We start from the raw sequence: 16,110 nt of genomic DNA, 5'->3' as shown, positions 1-16,110 counted from the left end.
GGCCCTCGACATCGGCCATCGCACGCCACACTTGGCTTCAGGCGGGCGTCAGCCAGTCGCCATAGCCCGCCAGGTCGTCGCCCAGGTCGCCGCGGGTGACCCGGCGATACAGCCGCTGCAGCCGAGCGGTCACCGAGTCGTCGGCAATCGGCTCGCCGACCGGCGGCGCCCCCGCCCGCGCCCCGATATGGCGGCCGTCCAGCTCACGCAGCGGCAGGAGCTCGGCCGCGGTGCCGGTCAGGAAGGCCTCATCGGCGGTATACAGCTCGTCCCGGGTGATCCGCCGCTCGACCACCTCGAGCCCCAGCACCTCGCGGGCCAGGCGAATGACGCTGTCGCGGGTGATGCCCTGCAGGCATGAGGTGATCTCCGGCGTATGCAGGGCGCCGTCGCGCAGCAGGAAGACGTTGGCCGCCGAGGCCTCGGCCACGTAGCCCTCGGGGTCGAGCATCAGGGTCTCGTCGAAGCCCGCCTTCACTGCCGTGTTCAGCGCCAGCATCGAGTTCACGTAGTGGCCGTTGGTCTTGGCCCGGCACAGGCTGATGTTGACGTGGTGGCGCGCCCAGGAGGACGTCAGTGCCCTCAGGCCGACCGCCGCCGCCTCGGGGGAGACATAGTCGCCCAGATCCCAGGCGGCGATCATCACATGGCGGGTCAATCCCTTGGCCCGCAGCCCCAGCCCCTCGGCGCCCAGGTAGACCGTGGGCTTGAGATAGGCGTTGGTCAGGCCGTTGCGCGTCAGGCACTCGCGCTGGGCCGTGATCAGAGCCTCGGCGTCGTAAGATAACGGTATATCCAGGGCATGGGCGCTATCCAGCAGCCGGCGGGTATGCTCGGCGACCCGGAACAAGGCCGGTCGGCCATCCAGCCCCTGGTAGGCACGTACGCCCTCGAAGCAGCCCATGCCGTAGTGCAGGGTATGGGTCAGCAGGTGGGTGCTGGCCTCGCGCCAGGGCAGCCAGTCGCCGTCCTGCCAGAGCCAGCCGTCGCGGTCGTAAAGGGGCGTCATGGAGCACTCTCGCTGTTCCGGGAAGTGGCGGCGAACCAGCGCTCGCGCCAGTCGTCGATCAGCGCCCGCTGATGGGGCTGGAGGGCCTGGTAGCCCCAGGCGGCGATCTCGTCGTTCTGCGGGTCGGGCACGGCGATCTCGCTACCCGCCAGCGCCTCGATCACCGCGTGTCCGCAGAAGGGCACGTAGCCCTCGGAGTAACCGCCCTCGTGGACCATCACCAAGCGGCCCGCGCAGACCCGCTCGGCCAGGGCCATGAGCCCGCGAGTCATCTCGCCGAAGGCGCGGCCATTGAGCAGCATCTTGCCCAGCGGGTCCTTGGCGCAGGCGTCATAGCCGCAGGCCACCACGATCAGCTCGGGCCGGAAGGCCTCGAGGGCCGGGAGCACCAGGGTCTCCATGGCATGGGCGTAGGCGCCCAGGCCACAGCCGGGCGGCAGCGGCAGGTTCAGGCAGGCACCACGCCCCGCGCCCTCCCCCTGTTCCTCGAAGGCGCCGGTGTCCAGCGGATAGTTGCCGGCCTGATGGAGCGACACCGTGAACACCTCGGGATCATAATAGAAGGCCGACTGCTGGCCGTTGCCGTGGTGGACGTCCCAGTCGAGGATCGCCACACGCCCCACCTGGCCCAGCGCCCGGGCGCGCATCACCGCCACCGGGATATTGCCCAGCAGGCAGAAGCCGCGCCCCCGATCGGCCTCGGCGTGGTGGCCCGGCGGCCGGCACAGCGCATAGGCGTTGCTCAGCTCGCCGGTGGCCACCGCCTCGACCGCCGCCACGGCGAGCCCGGCCGACTGGCACGCCGCCGCCAGGCTACCCGGGGTGTAGGGCGCGCAGTCTCCAGCGTCGCCGCCGCGGTCGCGATCGCCCGCCTCGAGAGCGTCGAGATAGGCGCCGGTATGGAAGCGCTCGAGGTCCTCCCGCGCGGCGGGCGGCGCCTTGCGCACCGCGAGCTCGTCGATCAGCCCGGACACCTCCAGCAGGTTCTTGAGTCGCCGCTTGCTTTCCGGGCTCTCCGAGGCAGGCTGGGGCTGTCGGAACTCGCCCGGCGAGGCGAACACCCCGATGGCACCGGCATCGTGCCAGAAGCAGCGCTCGTGCCAGTAGAAGCCCGTGACGGCCCGCCCCGTGACAGCCGTTTCGCGCGTCATGGGCTCGCCTCCTGGCGTTCCCAGACCTCGATGGCGGCCGCCAGGTCCTCCAGCGAAGCGCCCACCGACTTGAACACCGTGATGGCCTGATCACCGCTGCGACCGAGCCTGCGGCCATCCAGCAGCTCGCCCAGCTCGGCACGAATGTCATCGAAGGCGAAGGCGCCCTCCTTGACCGCCTGCAGGATATCGCCGGCCTCGCCCCGGGCGCCGGCATAGGTGTCGACGAACACCTCGCCGCGACGCAGGCACTCCGCGTCGGCCTCACGCATGGTCGGCCGGAAGGCGCCGATCAGGTCGAGATGGGTGCCCGGCGACAGCCAGTCGCCGCGAATCAGCGGTTCGGTGGAGAGCGTCACGCAGCTGATCAGATCGGCCTCGCGGGCCGCCGCCTCCAGGTCGGTGACCGCCGCGGTGTCGAAGCGATCCGCGTATTCGGCGGCCAGCCGCTCGGCCTTCTCGGGATGCCGCCCCCAGATGCGCACGCGACGAATCGGGCGCACGGCGGCATGGGCCTCGATCACCATCGGCGCCAGCTTGCCGGTGCCCACCACCAGCAGGGTCTCGGCATCCGCCCGGGCCAGCTCCCGAGCGGCCAGGGCGGATGCCGCCGCAGTGCGGCGCCGGGTCAGCTCGCTGCCGTCGATGCAGGCCAGCGGCTGGCCATGCTGCCCCTCGCTGAGCAGATAGACCCCGGAAATCGCCGGCAGGCCGTGATCGGCGTTCTGGGGAAAGACGTTGACCATCTTCACCCCGATGTAGCCTTCCCGCTCCCAGGCGGGCATCAACAGCAGGGTGGCCTCACCGTCGGGGCGATGCATGGCGTGATGGTGGCGCGGCGGCGACTCCACTCCCTCGCGGAAGGTGGCGGCCAGCCGCTCCACCAGCGCCGGCCAGGCCAGCGCAGCCGCCACGCGATCGGCGTCGATGATGCGCATATCAGGCCTCCGGCAGCGCGGCCACGACCATGATCTCGACCTTCCACTCGGGCTTGGCCAGCCGGGCCTCGACGGCGGCGCGCACCGGCGGACGGCCCGGCGTCACCCAGGCGTCCCAGGCGGCGTTCATCTCGGCGAATTCGTCCATGCTGGTCACCCAGATCTGCGCCGAGATCAGCTGCTCCTTGGAGGTGCCGGCCTTGGCCAGCAGCGCGTCGATGCGCGCCAGCACCTGCTCGGTCTGGCCGCGCATGTCGGCGCCGGCGTCGCTCGGCACCTGGCCGGCCAGGTAGACGGTACCGTTGTGGACGGCGATCTGACTCATGCGTTCGTTGCTGTCGTGATGGCTCAGGCTCATGACGTGTCTCTCTCTTCTCTGTGTCTCTGGTCGGGGACGCCCTCAGGCGCCTTGGAAGCCGCCCATGAAGGCGGCCAGGTTATGGCTCAGGTGCTCGGTGGGGTAGCCGCCCTCCTGCACCAGCACCGTGGGCAGATCGAGCGCCGCCAGGCGCCTGCCCACGGTGGCGAAGTCGTCGGTCTCGAGGGCCAGCCCCGCCAGGGGATCGTCCTTGTGGGCGTCCAGGCCCAGGGCCACCACCACCGCCTGGGGGACGAACTCGCCGAGCCGCTCGATCAGGATGTCCAGGGCGGCCAGGAAGGCCGCTCCATTGCTGCCCACCGGCAGCGGCAGGTTGACGTTGGCGCCCTGCCCCGCCCCCTCGCCGATCTCGTCGGCGCCGCCCCAGAAGAACGGGTAGAAGTCGGCCGGGTCGGCGTGCAGCGAGCCGGTCCAGACCTCGCCGTCGGCGTAGAAGATGTCCTGGGTGCCGTTGCCGTGATGCAGGTCGACGTCGAGGATCGCCACCCGAGGAAAGCGCTCGCGCAGCAGCGTGGCCGCCAGCGCCGCGTTGTTGAGGAAGCAGAAGCCGCCGGCGCGTTCGGGGCCGGCGTGGTGGCCGGGCGGACGGCACAGCGCATAGGCGGCGCGCTCACCGCCCGCCACCGCCTCGGCGGCGGCCTGGGCGGTGGCCGCGCTGGCCAGGATGCCGGCGAAGCTGTCGGCGGTGATGGGGCAGGCCATGTCATGCAGATGCCAGCCGGCCTGACCGACCGGATGGCGCGGGTAATGGTGGCCGCCGCCGCAGGGGTGCACGTTGGGGGCGACGATCTCGGCGGCGTCCGGCAACGCCTGCCAGCGGGCGTGGATGGTCTCCAGGAAGTCGAGGTAGCGCGGACTGTGAATGCGCGTCAGGCGCTCGCGCAGGCGGTCGCCGTCGGAGTCGCCGGGGGGCGTCAACGCCAGCCCCGCCTCGGCCAGCCCCTCGCTCAACAGCTCGGCCCGCACCGGCCCCTCCGGCGAAGGGGCCGGCCGGCCCCGCAGCAGGAAGGTCTCCGGGGCATGGCGCTCCTGGTCGGGATGATAGAAGAGCTTCATGGGGCTTTCCTTGTCACGGGCTCAGTTGTGGTTGTTATCGAACGCGGGCTCGTAAGGCCCCGACGCCGGTGACTGAACCTCAAGGTAGGTCGGAGAGATGACGCCTGCTTGCCCGAGACTGCGGCAGCCTTGCCCCGGACTCCTGAACCCGCTCAGTCCCGGTGACGCTCCCGGGACGGCGCCACATCGAACTGACGGCGATAGGCGCGGGAGAAACTGCCCTGATCGCGAAAGCCGACCAGGGCGGCGATATGGCCCAGGCTCAGGTCGCTGTGATGCACCAGGGTGCGGGCGTGCTCGAGGCGCCGCCGCTGCACGTAGGCCAGCGGCGTCAGACCAGTGCGTGCGCGGAAGCGGGCGTGGAAGTGTCCGGCACTCAAGGCGCACAGCGCCGCCAGGCGCTCGACCCGGATCTCGTCGGCCAGGTGACGATCGATCCAGGCGTCCAGGCGCGCCAGATCGAGGCGGCCGTCGTCGCCCTCGACGGCGCTCCCCGCCCCGTGGGCCAGAGGCTCGGCGGCCAGATGCAGATAGAGCGCCCGCAGCAGCAGGGCCGCGATCTCGCTGTGCAGCGCCGGGCAGGCCTCGAGCTGCAGCATCAGGCTCTCGGCCAGGCGATTGAGACGTTGCGGAACGCCGAAGAAGCGGGGACGATCGAACAGCCGCTCGATCCGGTCGGCATCGCGCAGACCGGGCAGCGTCGCGGCGGGAATGTCCAGCACGAAGGTGCGGTTACGGCCGTCACCGTGGTACTCGTGGTGACGCGAACAGGGAATGATGCATCCCCGGCTGCCGGTGATGCGCTCGCCACGCCCTTCGATCGAGAGCTCGGTGGCGCCCCGGGTGGCCAGGATCAGCTGGTGGTGATCATGCTCGTGGGCCACATGCTCGCGCTGGAGGGTGGTGGCCCGCAGATCGAGATAGAACATGGCGCCTGCCGGCTTGTCGTCGAATAAGCCTTGTACCATGGGCCCAGGCGGCGGGAAACGCAAACCCCTGCGACCATCGATGGGATGCCCGGCGCCGACCGGTCACTGGGCGTTGCCGTCTTCGCCCTGATCATTCTGCCCTTGATGCCGTGAATGGCCGACGGGATGGTCGACGATCTCGATCAGCGGTGTGGCGTGAAAACGCGCCGGCGTATAGCTGCAGCCCGCCAGCATCAGTCCCATCAGGGCGATGCTCACCGCGACTCGTCCCAATTGACACATAGGCCTTCCTCCCGCTCCTCAGCAGCGCCCATGCCGGGCCTGCCCGGGCGGGCAGAAACCACCGCGATGGTCGCGGTATTCGCGATAGTCGCGGTGATGGCGACGGTGGCGGCGGCGATCCCGATAGTGATCGTCATGATGACGATAGTGACGGCGCTCGTAATGACGATGACCGTCGTGATAACCGCCGACCTCGACCAGCGGTCCGGTGTCGATGCGCGCCGGCGTGTAGCTGCACCCCGAGACCAGCAGCGCAACCGCCAATGCCAGGCCTGCCACAGCGCCACGACGACGTGAGACGGTCATCTCAGCAGCGTCCTTTCTTCGCCTGCCCCGGTGGGCAGAAGCCACCACCATGACTGCGATAGTCGCCACCATGATGATCGCCGATCTCGATCAGCGGTTCGGGATCGATACGGGCGGGCGTGTAGCTGCAGCCGGCCAGAAACAGGGCGGCAAGCAGCAGGGTCGCAAGGGTCAGCGGGCGAAATGACATGGTGCCTCCTGGGCCTGATTGATGGGGCCATTCTAGCGAAGCCCCGAGGCCTTACCCATGTGGCGCCGCGACGACACACCGTGTCTCAAAACGGCAACAAGGTTATTGTGTTACCGTCGAGACACCGCACCGTTGCGCACCTGTGCGCCCGCTCGCATCGCCCCGTTTCAGGCCCGCATCGAGACGCATATCCCCAAAATTTGCACACTGCAAGGAGGCTAAGGAGCGTCATGAAATATCTGGAGCTGAAGGTCAAGACCGCTTATGTCGTGCATGGTTTCGACGAGAACAATCGGGAAATTCGCGAGCCTGGCCAGGACGATTTCACCGCCAAACTGGTGGCCATCGAGCGCATTCAGTCGATCAGCGAGCAGTACCTGCTGGTGACGGGGTCGCACGGGCGCGTGATGTACTGGGAATACGAAGGCGGCCTGGCACAGCTGCGCGAACGGCTGGGCGCGGCGGGGCTGATGCTGCCCTGAAACGACGGCATGATGAAACAACGGCACCAACGGTTCCCATCACTCAAGGACGCATCGTGATTTCCAGGCTGCCCCGCTGGGTCGAATACGGCGCCTTCGTGCTGGCCTTCATCGCCGGCTGCGTCAACGCGGTCGGACTGCTGGGCTTCGAGCACAAGGCCATCTCTCACCTCTCGGGCACGGCCACCCTGATGGGCACGGGGCTCGCCCATGGCGAGATCACATCGGCCCTGCACCTGGCCGGCATCCTGGGCAGCTTCCTGATCGGCGCGGCGCTGTCGGGCATGGTGCTGCCCGGCAGCTCGCTCAGGCTCGGGCGCCACTACGAAACGCTGCTGATCCTCGAGGGGATACTACTGCTGGCCGCCATTCACTTCCTCGGTGACGGCGCCCGCCTGGGCCACTACCTGGCCTCCATGGCCTGCGGGCTGCAGAACGCCATGGCCACCACCTACAGCGGCGCGGTGGTTCGCACCACCCACCTGACCGGCACCATCACCGATATCGGCCTGATCATCGGCAACGCCCTGCGCGGCAAGCCCTTCGATCGGCGGCGCGCCCAGCTGCTGACGATCCTGGTGGTCGGCTTCGTGGCCGGCGGCGGCGCCTGGCTGTTCGCCAGCCTGCACTTCCTGGCGCTGTCGATTCCCGCCACGCTCTGCTTCCTGCTGGCACTCGGCTATCGTCTGTTCAGCCACCGGCGCGGCAAGGCCTGAACACCACCGAAAAAATCCCCCATCGCGTCGCCCGAAATCGGAAAAAACCGCGGATGGAGCGCCCCCGCGACTTTGCTATCGTCACGGGATATCCACCCGACACGAGGAGCAAGCCGATGGGCGCAGCGCCCCTGCCCGACACCGTCCCTGCCACCATGGCCGCCATGCGACTGGTCGGCCACGGCGACGTGGACCAGCTGGTCTATGACGAGACCGTGCCCACGCCACGCCCCGGCGCCGGCGAGGTGCTGGTCAAGGTCACCGCCACGGCCAAGAACAACACCGACCGCAAGGCCCGCGAGGGCCTCTACCCGACCAAGGACCAGGGCGACGTGACCTCGTTCGCCATGGGCGGTTCCCCGACGCTGACCTTCCCGCGCATCCAGGGCGCCGACATCGTGGGCCGGGTGGTTGCCGTGGGCGACGGCGTCGACGCCTCGCGGCTGGGCGAGCGCGGCCTGCTCGACTTCAACCTCTACGCCGACGCCCGCCGCGACATCAACCTGACGCCGGACTACTACGGCCACGGCGCCGACGGCGGCTTCGCCGAATACGTCGCCGTGCCCTCGGACCAGTTCCACCACGTGGCGAACCCCGAACTGGCCGACGCCGAGCTGGCGGCCATGGGCATGTGCTCCTATCAGACCGCCTACCACATGATGACGGCGGCCAACGTGACGGCCGGCGAGCGCGTGCTGGTCACCGGCGCCAGCGGCGGCGTGGGCACCGCCCTGATCCAGCTGTGCCGCGTCGTCGGCGCCATACCCTACGCCCTGAGCCAGCCCGACAAGGCCGACGCCCTGCTCGAGCTCGGCGCCGAGGCGGTGCTCGACCGCTCCGACATGAGCGATTTCGAGGAGCGGGTGAAGGCGGTGACCGGCGGCGCGCCGCTCGACGCGGTGATGGACCTGGTCGGCGGCGAGATGACCGACCGCTTCATCGACGCCATGATCTTCGACATGTCGGTCCGCTCGACCTACCCGCGGCTGTCCATCGCCGGGGCCAGCGGCGGCAACGTCAGCGAGATCATGTGGACCCGCATCTACCTTTACCAGGTGCAGATCTTCGGCGTCTCCCACGGCACCCGGGAGGAGGCCGAGCAGCTGGTGGAATGGATTCGTGGCGGCCAGCTCAAGCCGGTGCTGCACGCCGCCTTCAGGCTCTCCGATCTGCACGCGGCGGAGCGCTACTTCGTCCATCGCGGCAGTCACTATCTGGGCAAGATCGTGATCGTCCCCGACGCCGAATGGGACGAGCACGGCGCGCCCTTCGCCCTCGAGGGAACACAATGAGCAAGCCCGAACTGACCCTGCGGCTGATGGACACCCACGCCGGCGGCGACGTCAGCCGCATCGTGCTCGGCGGCATCGCCCCGCTGCCCGGCGCTTCGGTGCGCGACCAGATGCACTACCTGCGCGACAGCGCCGACGGCCTGCGCACGCTGCTGCTCGACGAGCCCTACGGCATTCCCGAAATGTCGGTGGACCTGATCGTGCCGCCCAGCGACCCGGAGGCCGCGGCCGGCTACATCATCATGGAGGTGATGGGCTACCCGATCTATTCCGGCTCCAACACCATCTGCACCGCCACCGCCGTGCTCGAAGCCGGCCTGGTGCCCAAGCGCGAGGGGCGACAGCAGTTCGTGCTGGAGTCGCCCGCCGGGCGCGTGCAGATCGAGGCGCTGGTCGAGAACGACGTGGTCGAGGCCATCACCTGCGAGGGGCTGCCGAGCTATATCGACACCTACCGTGAGACGATTCACGTCCCGGGCATCGGCGAGGTCACCTACAGCGTGGCCTACAGCGGCGGCTTCTACGCCCTGGTGGACGCCACCGAGCTCGGCTTCTCGCTGGTGCGCGAGGAAGAGCGCGCGCTGTCCGACTGCGCCTACAAGATCGTCGAGGCGCTGCAGGCCGAGCGCGGCTTTACCCACTACACCCTCGGCGACGTGGGCCCGCTGCCCTTCCTGCACTTCATGGGCCCGATGACGGAAGTCGCCGACGGCTTCTACCGTTCGCGCTCCACCACCTACGTGCATCCCGGCGTGATCTGCCGCAGCACCACCGGCACCGGCACCTCGGCGCGCCTGGCGCTGATGCATCACGAGGGCCGCATCCGGCCCGGCGACAAGCTCGAGACCGTCTCGCTGCGCGAGACCGGCTTCATCGGCCAGTTCACCGGCACCCGCCAGGAAGGCGACCAGACGGTGGTCGAGAACACCATCACCGGCAAGGCCTTCGTGCTGGCCCACTCCGATATCGTCGTCAATCCGGACGACCCGATGGTGGATGACAACAGCCTCTATCACATCCTCAGCGCCTGGCACGATACCAGCGCCTGACCCTCTCGCGCCGGCCCCGGCCGGCGCTGCCTTTCCCGTGCCGGGCGCCGTCGCCATGTCGGGCCCGGCCACGCACCTCGAGACCCCGCATGCCCACGGCCCTGATCCTGCTCGACGTCCAGAACCTCTACTACACCAGCCGCCAGGCCCACGGGCGCAACGTCGACTACAACGCCCTCTGGGCCCGCGCCACCGACGGACGCCGGGTGAGCCGCGCCCTCGCCTACGCCATCGACCGCGGCGACGAGAAGCAGCGCCAGTTCCAGAACATCCTTCGCGCCATCGGCTTCGAGGTGAAGCTCAAGCCCCTGATCCGGCGCGCCGACGGCTCGGCCAAGGGCGACTGGGACGTGGGCATCACCCTGGACGCCATCGACTGCGCCAGTGAGGCCGACGTGGTGGTGCTGATCTCCGGCGACGGCGACTTCGCGCCGCTGGTCGACAGGCTGCGCGAGCGCTTCGGCGTCGAGGTGGAAGTGTACGGCGTGCCCGCCTACACCGCCGACGCCCTGATCCGCTCGGCCGACCGCTTCGTCCCCGTCGAAGGCACGCTGCTGATGAGCAACGCCTCTCGCTGAGGCGGCGATAACAAAGCACGGACCATGTCGCATTGGCTCTGTATCATGACGCTGCGAGAACGCTCTCCCTCGGGCGGAACCGCATCATAAGGCGGCACAATTCGACAACACACGGTTCCCACCCATGGTTTATACCAGCGCCATCCTGCTGAGCCTGATCGGCTACTTCGTCATCGGCCATCTGGCCGGGCGACGGGTGCAGCATCTCGACGACTATCTAGTCGCCGGACGCAACGCCCCCACCTTCCTCATCCTCGGCACCCTGGTCGCCAGCTACCTCAGTACCAGCGCCTTTCTCGGCGAGACCGGCTTCGCCTACCAGGGCTATCCCTTCGTGATGCTGATTTTCGCCGCCATCAGCACTTCCGGATGCCTGCTGGGCGCACTGGCCTTCGGCCGCTACCTGCGCCGCAGCGGTGCGCTGACCGTGCCGGAGTTCTTCGGCAAGCGCTTCGCCTCCAAGCGCGTACAGCGGATCGCCGGCCTGACCACGGTGCTCGGCCTGGGCGCCTACCTGCTGGGCGTGATGCAGGGCGCCGGCATCATGTTCCAGGAGCTTACCGGCCTGCCCTACTGGGTCGGCCTGGTGCTGGTCTGGCTGACCTACACCGGCTTCATCCTCTACTCCGGCTCGCCGGGCGTGATGCTGACCGATACGGTCATGTTCGTGATCTTCTCCGTCGCGGCGCTGGGCGGCTCGCTCTACATCATCCAGGACCTGGGCGGCTGGCACGGCGTGGTCGAGGGGCTGCTGGCCCAGGGCGACAAGCCCGGCATCGCGCTGTGGCACGGCATGCTGCAGGGCGACGACGCGACCTTCGCCACCCCGGGCGAGGCGCTGACCTGGGGCCTGACCCTGGGTCTGGTATGGGCCGCCGTGCTGGCGGCGAGCCCCTGGCAGTCCAGCCGCTACCTGATGGCGCGCAACGAGCACGTGGTGATGCGCTCGGCCATGCTCACCGCGGTGTCGCTGGCGGTGTTCTACGCCCTGATGATGATGACCGGCGCGGCGATCAACCTCTACGACCCGACCCTGAACGGCGAACGCGCCATGGTGTGGGCGGCGCTCAACGTGCTGCCGACCTGGCTCGGCGTGGTGATCCTGACCGGCGTCTTCGCCGCCGGCCTGTCCTCCTGCTCGACCTTCCTGTCGATCATCGGCTTCAGCATCTCCAACGACATCATGCCGGCCAACAGCAGCGAGGCCGCGGCCATGCGTACCAGCCGGTTCGCGGTGCTGGGCGCCGGCCTGATCGCCCTGATCCTGGCGCTGTTCCAGCCGCCGGCGGTGATGGCCGTGGTGTGGTTCGCCGCCACCCTGTTCGCCTCTTCCTGGGGCCCGGTGGCGCTGATGAGCATCTGGAGCCGCCGGATCACCGCCGCCGGCGCCGGCTGGGGCCTGACGGTGGGCTTCGTCGGCAATCTCATCCTGTCGCTGATGGTCCAGGCCGAGTGGCTCGAACTGCCGACCTACCTGCACCCCGTGCTGCTCAGCACCCTGATGGCGCTGGTGGCGATCACCGTGGCCTCGTCGCTGACCCGCGTCAGCCAGGCCGAACGCGACTATCGGGCCTTCCTGCATCGCGCCGACGAGCACGAGCCCGCCGGCTGGACCGCCGGCTCCCGCGGCGTCGCCGTGTTCACCATGCTGGCGGGCGTCGGCGTCGGCGCCTTCCTGTGGCGCCAGTACGCCGACACCCTGGACGAGCTGGCCGGGCGCTTCGGCATCGCCGAGTCCGCGGTCACCGGCGCCTACGCCCTGGCCATCGGCTGCGGCGGCATGCTGGTCATCGCCGGCGCCGTGGGCTACCTCGTGGTACGCAGCCGCCGCCAGGACGGCCGCCAGGCGACGGCGCTGCAGAGCTGACGCTCCCCTGACGACGTGGCGCCGCGGTTCTCCGGGACCCGCGGCGCCACCGGCACGTTTCCGAGCCCATCGCGCCGCCTGGCCGATGGGCTCGGTCGTTTTGCCCCAGCCACTCAGACCTGGCCCCTTCCCGCCCTTGCCGGTGTCTCTCCTTTGCTGTCGCTGTCACGCCGCCTTTCTGTCGACGGGGTGCGACATCACGCCTTGGCAAACGGCGTTTTCTTATCATAAACTTAACATTAGTTATCTAATTAGTTTAATAGAAACGTTAAGGCCAGCCTCATGGGCGCTTTCTCCGATCTCGACTCCCTGTATCAGCCGGCGACGCTCCCTACGCCGCCTCCCGACGCCCCACGCCTACTGCAGCGCGGTGAAGGGCTGCTCAAGGCCGACGTGGTGCTGACCGCCCATGAGGGCCAGCCGGTGGTACTCAAGGATTACCGGCGCTATGCCGGCACCTGGCTGGCCCTGCCCGCGCGCCTGCTGTTGCGCCGCGAATCGCGCATGCTGGAACGTCTGCGCGACTGGCCCCACTCCCCCAGGCTGGTCGGCCATCTCGGCAAGCTGACCCTGCTGATGGAATACGTGCCCGGCGAGATGCTCAGCGACGCCATGAGCGCCGGCGTCCCGCTCGAGTTCGGCCAGCTGATGGCGGCGCTGACGTCGCTGCACGCCGCCTCGATCGTCCACAACGACGTGCGCGGCTCCAACATCATCGTCACCCGCGGACGCGTGGTGCTGATCGATTTCGCCTCGGCCCTGCGCCTGCCGGGCGGCCGGGCACTGCGCTTCCTGCTGCGGCCGATGCGCCGCAGCGATCTCTCCAGCGTGCTCAAGCTGAAGCAGCGGCTGACCGGGCAGCCGCTGACCGAGGAAGAGCAGCGCCTGGGACGCAAGCCGCGCTGGATCCGCGCTCTGCAGCGGCTGTGGAAACAGCGCCTGCTGCCGCGTCTCAAGGCCCGAACGGCCCGCCGGGCGACGTAGCCGCCACCGCGACGACGCTCCGCCGGCAGTCAACGCCGTGGCCGCCTATACTGCGCCGCAACATCGTTGAGCGAGAGCGGAGGCGACAGACATGGCGAACGCCACCCCGACGACACGCAAGCGCATCGACCTGGCCCTGCAGGGCGGCGGCTCCCATGGGGCCCTGACCTGGGGCGTGCTCGACCGCCTGCTGGAGGACGAGCGCCTCGAGATCGATGCCATCAGCGGCACCAGCGCCGGGGCCATGAACGCCGTGATGCTCGCCGACGGCCTGCACCGCAACGGCCGCGACGGCGCCCGCGAGGCACTACGCGACTTCTGGCAGGCGGTCAGCCGCCTGTCACGATTCTCGCCACTGCGCCGCACCTTCTGGGACCGGCTGGTGGGCAACGACAGTCTCGATCACTCGCCGGGCTACCTGTTCATGGAGGGGCTGACCCGGCTGGTCGATCCGGCACGGCTCAACCCGCTCGGCATCAACCCGCTGCGCGACCTGGTCGAGGAGCAGGTCGACTTCGAGCGGGTCAACGCCTGCGGCCAGGTCAAGGTCTTCGTCAACGCCACCAACGTGCGCACTGGCCGGGCGACGATCTTCCGCCAGCCCCACCTCACGCTGGACGCGCTGATGGCCTCGGCCTGCCTGCCCACGCTGTTTCCCGCCGTGGAAATCGCCGGCGAGGCCTACTGGGATGGCGGCTTCAGCGGCAACCCGGCGCTCTATCCGCTGGTCGACAGCCGCGGCTGCAGCGACCTCGTCGTGGTCCAGGTCAACCCACTGGTGCGCCGCAAGCTGCCCGACAGCGCCCGCGAGATCATCAACCGGGTCAACGAGATCACCTTCAACTCGAGCCTGGTCAAGGAACTGCGCAGCATCCAGCTGCTCCAGCGTCTGATCGAGGTCGAGGGCCTGGAGCTCGAGCGCGTGCGTGCCATGCGCCTGCACCTGATCCACGCCGAGCAGGACGTCCAGGAGCTCAGCGCCTCGAGCAAGATGAACGCCGAATGGGAGTTCATCTCGCGGCTGCACGACCAGGGCCGCGCCTGGGCCGACCGCTGGCTCGAGGAACACTTCGACGCCATCGGCCAACGCTCCACCTTCGATCTGGACGCCGTCTTCGACGACACCTTCTCGCCGCTCGCCTATCCCGAGGCGGACGACGACGGCGACCAGCGTCAGGCCTGACGCGGCCCGCTGGCGACGCGCCAGCCCCCGCGGCCAAATGCCGCGGCTCCCGCCATCCGACGCGGCTTGTCCGCCCCTCGGGGGCAACATAGAATCGCTCGCATGACTCACAAGCGCCCCTTCCTCTTCCTGCTGGCCATTCCAGTGGTCGCGATCCTGGCCCTGGCCGCCTTCATCTTCGGCGGCGAAGCGCTGTCCGATCGCGGCCGCGACGACGAGATCCGCCGGGCCCTGGCGGCCGAGCTCGACACCAGCGGCAAGATCGAGCTCAAGCACCTGCAGGAAGTCCAGTACGGCTACGGCGTGTGCGGCCTCTACCGCACGGACGACGCCGAGGACGGCTACGCCTCCTTCTTCTACGACACCGTCGGCCATCGACTGACCCTGGACATCACCTCGCGCCGCTACCAGTCGCACTGCAACCTGTCGGCGGTCTGCTGACCGACGGCGCGCTTCGCACGGAGTTTCGCATGACGAGCACACGACATCCCGACCGCCTGAGCCGCATTGCCCGCCGCCTGGCCTGGGGGCTGCTGGCCACCATGATCGCCACCGGCAGCGCACAGGCCGGCGACCTGGACGTCTCGGACGCGCGCCTGCGGCTGATGCCGGGCGACCTGCCGGCCGCCGGCTATTTCCGGCTGCACAACGCCGGCGACCACACCGTCACCCTGACCGGCGCCGACAGCGAGGCCTATGGCAGCGTGATGCTGCACATGACGGTCAGCGAGGACGGCATGTCCAGCATGCACGCGGTCTCCTCGCTCGACATCGCTCCGGGTAACACCCTGGCCTTCGCGCCCAAGGGCTACCATCTGATGTTCATGAAGCGCACCCAGCCGCTCGCCGTGGGCGACAAGGTCGAGGTCACCCTGACGTTCGCCGACGCCCCGGCGCTGCCCGTGACCTTCGACGTGGTCTCCCCCGCCACCCTGTAGGGAACGTTCGTGTGAGAAATCGAGTGAGAGCTTCCATGAGAACCGTCCTGCCGCTGCTGGCCGCCCTGACGCTGGCCGGCTGCAGCGATCAGAACTGGCGCACCACCGACATCTCAGAGATCATGCCGGCGCTCGATTTCACCCTGATCGACGCGAACGGTGAGACGGTGCATGCCGAGGATTACCTCGGCAAGACCACGCTGCTCTACTTCGGCTATACCCACTGCCCGGACGTCTGCCCGACGACGCTGGCTCGGCTCTCGGCCGCCACCCATCAGCTCGACGACGAGGTCCGCGACGACGTCCAGGTGCTGTTCGTCTCGGTCGATCCGGCCCGCGACACGCCCGAGGTCATGGGACAGTACGCCGACGCCTTCGGGCCCCGGTTCATCGGCCTGACCGGTACGACCGATCAGATCGACACCCTGACCAACCGCTATCGCATCACCTATTCCTACGGCGAGAAGGACGCCAACGGCGGCTACGACGTCACCCACTCGAGCGCCGTCTTCGCCTTCGATCCGCAGGGCGATGCCCAGCTGCTGCTGCGCGACAGCGACCCGCTGGACAACATCGTCGCCGACCTGAGCCGCCTGGCCTCCCGCGGCTGACACGCCGCCTTTCCGCCGGCGCCGCGCCACCGTGCCCCGACATGGCTCGGGCCGCGCCGTGGCCGCCCCGCCTGGACCACGGGCTCACCGACGAAGCGCTGGCGGCCCCGGCCAGGCCGATGGCCAATCCCGACCCGATATAGCAGAATCAGCGTTCCCGCTACGCGACA

At 68.9% G+C, this 16,110-nt stretch carries 20 protein-coding genes; 11 read left to right on the top strand and 9 right to left on the bottom strand.

Annotation, left to right across the window (positions count from 1 at the left end; all coding sequences use genetic code 11):
* Positions 1 to 37: 37 nt before the first annotated feature.
* From MYL53_RS02295 to MYL53_RS02255, 9 genes are all read right to left on the bottom strand, one after another.
* The gene (locus MYL53_RS02295; RefSeq protein WP_247851764.1) at positions 38 to 1,009 is read right to left on the bottom strand and encodes a branched-chain amino acid transaminase; all 972 of its coding nucleotides are present in this window, start codon (positions 1,007 to 1,009) and stop codon (positions 38 to 40) included.
* Complete coding sequence (locus tag MYL53_RS02290) at positions 1,006 to 2,160, bottom strand: class II histone deacetylase (protein ID WP_247851763.1); 1,155 nt, start codon at positions 2,158 to 2,160, stop codon at positions 1,006 to 1,008. Before MYL53_RS02290 ends, MYL53_RS02295 begins: the two co-directional genes overlap by 4 nt.
* A complete protein-coding gene (gene lhpI / locus MYL53_RS02285) occupies positions 2,157 to 3,098 on the bottom strand; it encodes a bifunctional Delta(1)-pyrroline-2-carboxylate/Delta(1)-piperideine-2-carboxylate reductase (RefSeq protein WP_247851761.1) in 942 nt (313 codons plus the stop codon). Before lhpI ends, MYL53_RS02290 begins: the two co-directional genes overlap by 4 nt.
* Before the next feature lies 1 nt (position 3,099).
* On the bottom strand, positions 3,100 to 3,456 hold the full coding sequence (locus tag MYL53_RS02280) for a RidA family protein (protein ID WP_247851760.1): 357 nt from the start codon (positions 3,454 to 3,456) through the stop codon (positions 3,100 to 3,102).
* 42 nt (positions 3,457 to 3,498) lie between these two features.
* Positions 3,499 to 4,533, bottom strand: a complete 1,035-nt coding sequence (locus MYL53_RS02275; protein ID WP_247851758.1) for a histone deacetylase family protein — start codon at positions 4,531 to 4,533, stop codon at positions 3,499 to 3,501.
* A gap of 152 nt (positions 4,534 to 4,685) precedes the next feature.
* Complete coding sequence (locus MYL53_RS02270; protein ID WP_247851757.1) at positions 4,686 to 5,462, bottom strand: AraC family transcriptional regulator; 777 nt, start codon at positions 5,460 to 5,462, stop codon at positions 4,686 to 4,688.
* A 102-nt stretch (positions 5,463 to 5,564) separates the two neighbouring features.
* A complete protein-coding gene (locus MYL53_RS02265; RefSeq protein WP_247851756.1) occupies positions 5,565 to 5,720 on the bottom strand; it encodes a hypothetical protein in 156 nt (51 codons plus the stop codon).
* 42 nt (positions 5,721 to 5,762) lie between these two features.
* Complete coding sequence (locus MYL53_RS02260; protein ID WP_247851755.1) at positions 5,763 to 6,050, bottom strand: hypothetical protein; 288 nt, start codon at positions 6,048 to 6,050, stop codon at positions 5,763 to 5,765.
* A gap of 1 nt (position 6,051) precedes the next feature.
* A complete protein-coding gene (locus MYL53_RS02255) occupies positions 6,052 to 6,240 on the bottom strand; it encodes a hypothetical protein (protein WP_247851753.1) in 189 nt (62 codons plus the stop codon).
* A 230-nt stretch (positions 6,241 to 6,470) separates the two neighbouring features.
* On the opposite strand from MYL53_RS02255, the gene MYL53_RS02250 reads away from it, so the two are divergent.
* The 11 genes from MYL53_RS02250 to MYL53_RS02200 all read left to right on the top strand — a co-directional run bounded on the left by MYL53_RS02250 (position 6,471) and on the right by MYL53_RS02200 (position 15,940).
* Entirely contained in the window at positions 6,471 to 6,722 is a 252-nt protein-coding gene (locus MYL53_RS02250; protein WP_247851751.1) for a hypothetical protein, read from the top strand.
* A gap of 56 nt (positions 6,723 to 6,778) precedes the next feature.
* On the top strand, positions 6,779 to 7,438 hold the full coding sequence (locus MYL53_RS02245; RefSeq protein WP_247851750.1) for a YoaK family protein: 660 nt from the start codon (positions 6,779 to 6,781) through the stop codon (positions 7,436 to 7,438).
* Between the two features lie 116 nt (positions 7,439 to 7,554).
* The gene (locus MYL53_RS02240) at positions 7,555 to 8,730 is read left to right on the top strand and encodes a zinc-binding dehydrogenase (RefSeq protein ID WP_247851748.1); all 1,176 of its coding nucleotides are present in this window, start codon (positions 7,555 to 7,557) and stop codon (positions 8,728 to 8,730) included.
* Positions 8,727 to 9,779, top strand: a complete 1,053-nt coding sequence (locus MYL53_RS02235; protein WP_247851745.1) for a proline racemase family protein — start codon at positions 8,727 to 8,729, stop codon at positions 9,777 to 9,779. The genes MYL53_RS02240 and MYL53_RS02235 overlap by 4 nt, the downstream gene beginning before the upstream one ends.
* A gap of 89 nt (positions 9,780 to 9,868) precedes the next feature.
* Complete coding sequence (locus MYL53_RS02230; protein WP_247851744.1) at positions 9,869 to 10,357, top strand: LabA-like NYN domain-containing protein; 489 nt, start codon at positions 9,869 to 9,871, stop codon at positions 10,355 to 10,357.
* A 124-nt stretch (positions 10,358 to 10,481) separates the two neighbouring features.
* Entirely contained in the window at positions 10,482 to 12,224 is a 1,743-nt protein-coding gene (locus MYL53_RS02225) for a sodium:solute symporter family protein (protein WP_247851743.1), read from the top strand.
* A 282-nt stretch (positions 12,225 to 12,506) separates the two neighbouring features.
* Positions 12,507 to 13,208 (top strand): RIO1 family regulatory kinase/ATPase domain-containing protein, encoded by a 702-nt coding sequence (locus MYL53_RS02220; RefSeq protein ID WP_247851742.1) that lies wholly within the window; start codon positions 12,507 to 12,509, stop codon positions 13,206 to 13,208.
* 91 nt (positions 13,209 to 13,299) lie between these two features.
* On the top strand, positions 13,300 to 14,391 hold the full coding sequence (locus MYL53_RS02215) for a patatin-like phospholipase family protein (protein WP_247851741.1): 1,092 nt from the start codon (positions 13,300 to 13,302) through the stop codon (positions 14,389 to 14,391).
* 102 nt (positions 14,392 to 14,493) lie between these two features.
* Positions 14,494 to 14,832, top strand: a complete 339-nt coding sequence (locus MYL53_RS02210) for a hypothetical protein (protein ID WP_247851740.1) — start codon at positions 14,494 to 14,496, stop codon at positions 14,830 to 14,832.
* A gap of 29 nt (positions 14,833 to 14,861) precedes the next feature.
* On the top strand, positions 14,862 to 15,329 hold the full coding sequence (locus MYL53_RS02205) for a copper chaperone PCu(A)C (protein WP_247851739.1): 468 nt from the start codon (positions 14,862 to 14,864) through the stop codon (positions 15,327 to 15,329).
* A gap of 35 nt (positions 15,330 to 15,364) precedes the next feature.
* Complete coding sequence (locus MYL53_RS02200; RefSeq protein ID WP_247851738.1) at positions 15,365 to 15,940, top strand: SCO family protein; 576 nt, start codon at positions 15,365 to 15,367, stop codon at positions 15,938 to 15,940.
* Positions 15,941 to 16,110 lie beyond the last annotated feature (170 nt).

This window comes from Halomonas getboli, assembly GCF_023094245.1.
GTDB lineage: Bacteria > Pseudomonadota > Gammaproteobacteria > Pseudomonadales > Halomonadaceae > Halomonas > Halomonas getboli.
Note: the sequence above shows the minus strand (reverse complement) of the source record. Positions and strands in the feature narration are given on the sequence as shown.

Bases quoted from the DNA above. Each gene is read 5' to 3' on its own strand.
- MYL53_RS02215 (WP_247851741.1), top strand. From the start codon at position 13,300: ATGGCGAACGCCACCCCGACGACACGCAAGCGCATCGACCTGGCCCTG.
- MYL53_RS02255 (WP_247851753.1), bottom strand. From the start codon at position 6,240: ATGTCATTTCGCCCGCTGACCCTTGCGACCCTGCTGCTTGCCGCCCTG.
- MYL53_RS02270 (WP_247851757.1), bottom strand. From the start codon at position 5,462: ATGTTCTATCTCGATCTGCGGGCCACCACCCTCCAGCGCGAGCATGTG.
- MYL53_RS02275 (WP_247851758.1), bottom strand. From the start codon at position 4,533: ATGAAGCTCTTCTATCATCCCGACCAGGAGCGCCATGCCCCGGAGACC.
- MYL53_RS02210 (WP_247851740.1), top strand. From the start codon at position 14,494: ATGACTCACAAGCGCCCCTTCCTCTTCCTGCTGGCCATTCCAGTGGTC.
- MYL53_RS02205 (WP_247851739.1), top strand. From the start codon at position 14,862: ATGACGAGCACACGACATCCCGACCGCCTGAGCCGCATTGCCCGCCGC.
- MYL53_RS02225 (WP_247851743.1), top strand. From the start codon at position 10,482: ATGGTTTATACCAGCGCCATCCTGCTGAGCCTGATCGGCTACTTCGTC.
- MYL53_RS02200 (WP_247851738.1), top strand. From the start codon at position 15,365: ATGAGAACCGTCCTGCCGCTGCTGGCCGCCCTGACGCTGGCCGGCTGC.
- lhpI (WP_247851761.1), bottom strand. From the start codon at position 3,098: ATGCGCATCATCGACGCCGATCGCGTGGCGGCTGCGCTGGCCTGGCCG.
- MYL53_RS02260 (WP_247851755.1), bottom strand. From the start codon at position 6,050: ATGACCGTCTCACGTCGTCGTGGCGCTGTGGCAGGCCTGGCATTGGCG.
- MYL53_RS02295 (WP_247851764.1), bottom strand. From the start codon at position 1,009: ATGACGCCCCTTTACGACCGCGACGGCTGGCTCTGGCAGGACGGCGAC.
- MYL53_RS02220 (WP_247851742.1), top strand. From the start codon at position 12,507: ATGGGCGCTTTCTCCGATCTCGACTCCCTGTATCAGCCGGCGACGCTC.
- MYL53_RS02250 (WP_247851751.1), top strand. From the start codon at position 6,471: ATGAAATATCTGGAGCTGAAGGTCAAGACCGCTTATGTCGTGCATGGT.
- MYL53_RS02290 (WP_247851763.1), bottom strand. From the start codon at position 2,160: ATGACGCGCGAAACGGCTGTCACGGGGCGGGCCGTCACGGGCTTCTAC.
- MYL53_RS02280 (WP_247851760.1), bottom strand. From the start codon at position 3,456: ATGAGCCTGAGCCATCACGACAGCAACGAACGCATGAGTCAGATCGCC.
- MYL53_RS02235 (WP_247851745.1), top strand. From the start codon at position 8,727: ATGAGCAAGCCCGAACTGACCCTGCGGCTGATGGACACCCACGCCGGC.
- MYL53_RS02240 (WP_247851748.1), top strand. From the start codon at position 7,555: ATGGGCGCAGCGCCCCTGCCCGACACCGTCCCTGCCACCATGGCCGCC.
- MYL53_RS02230 (WP_247851744.1), top strand. From the start codon at position 9,869: ATGCCCACGGCCCTGATCCTGCTCGACGTCCAGAACCTCTACTACACC.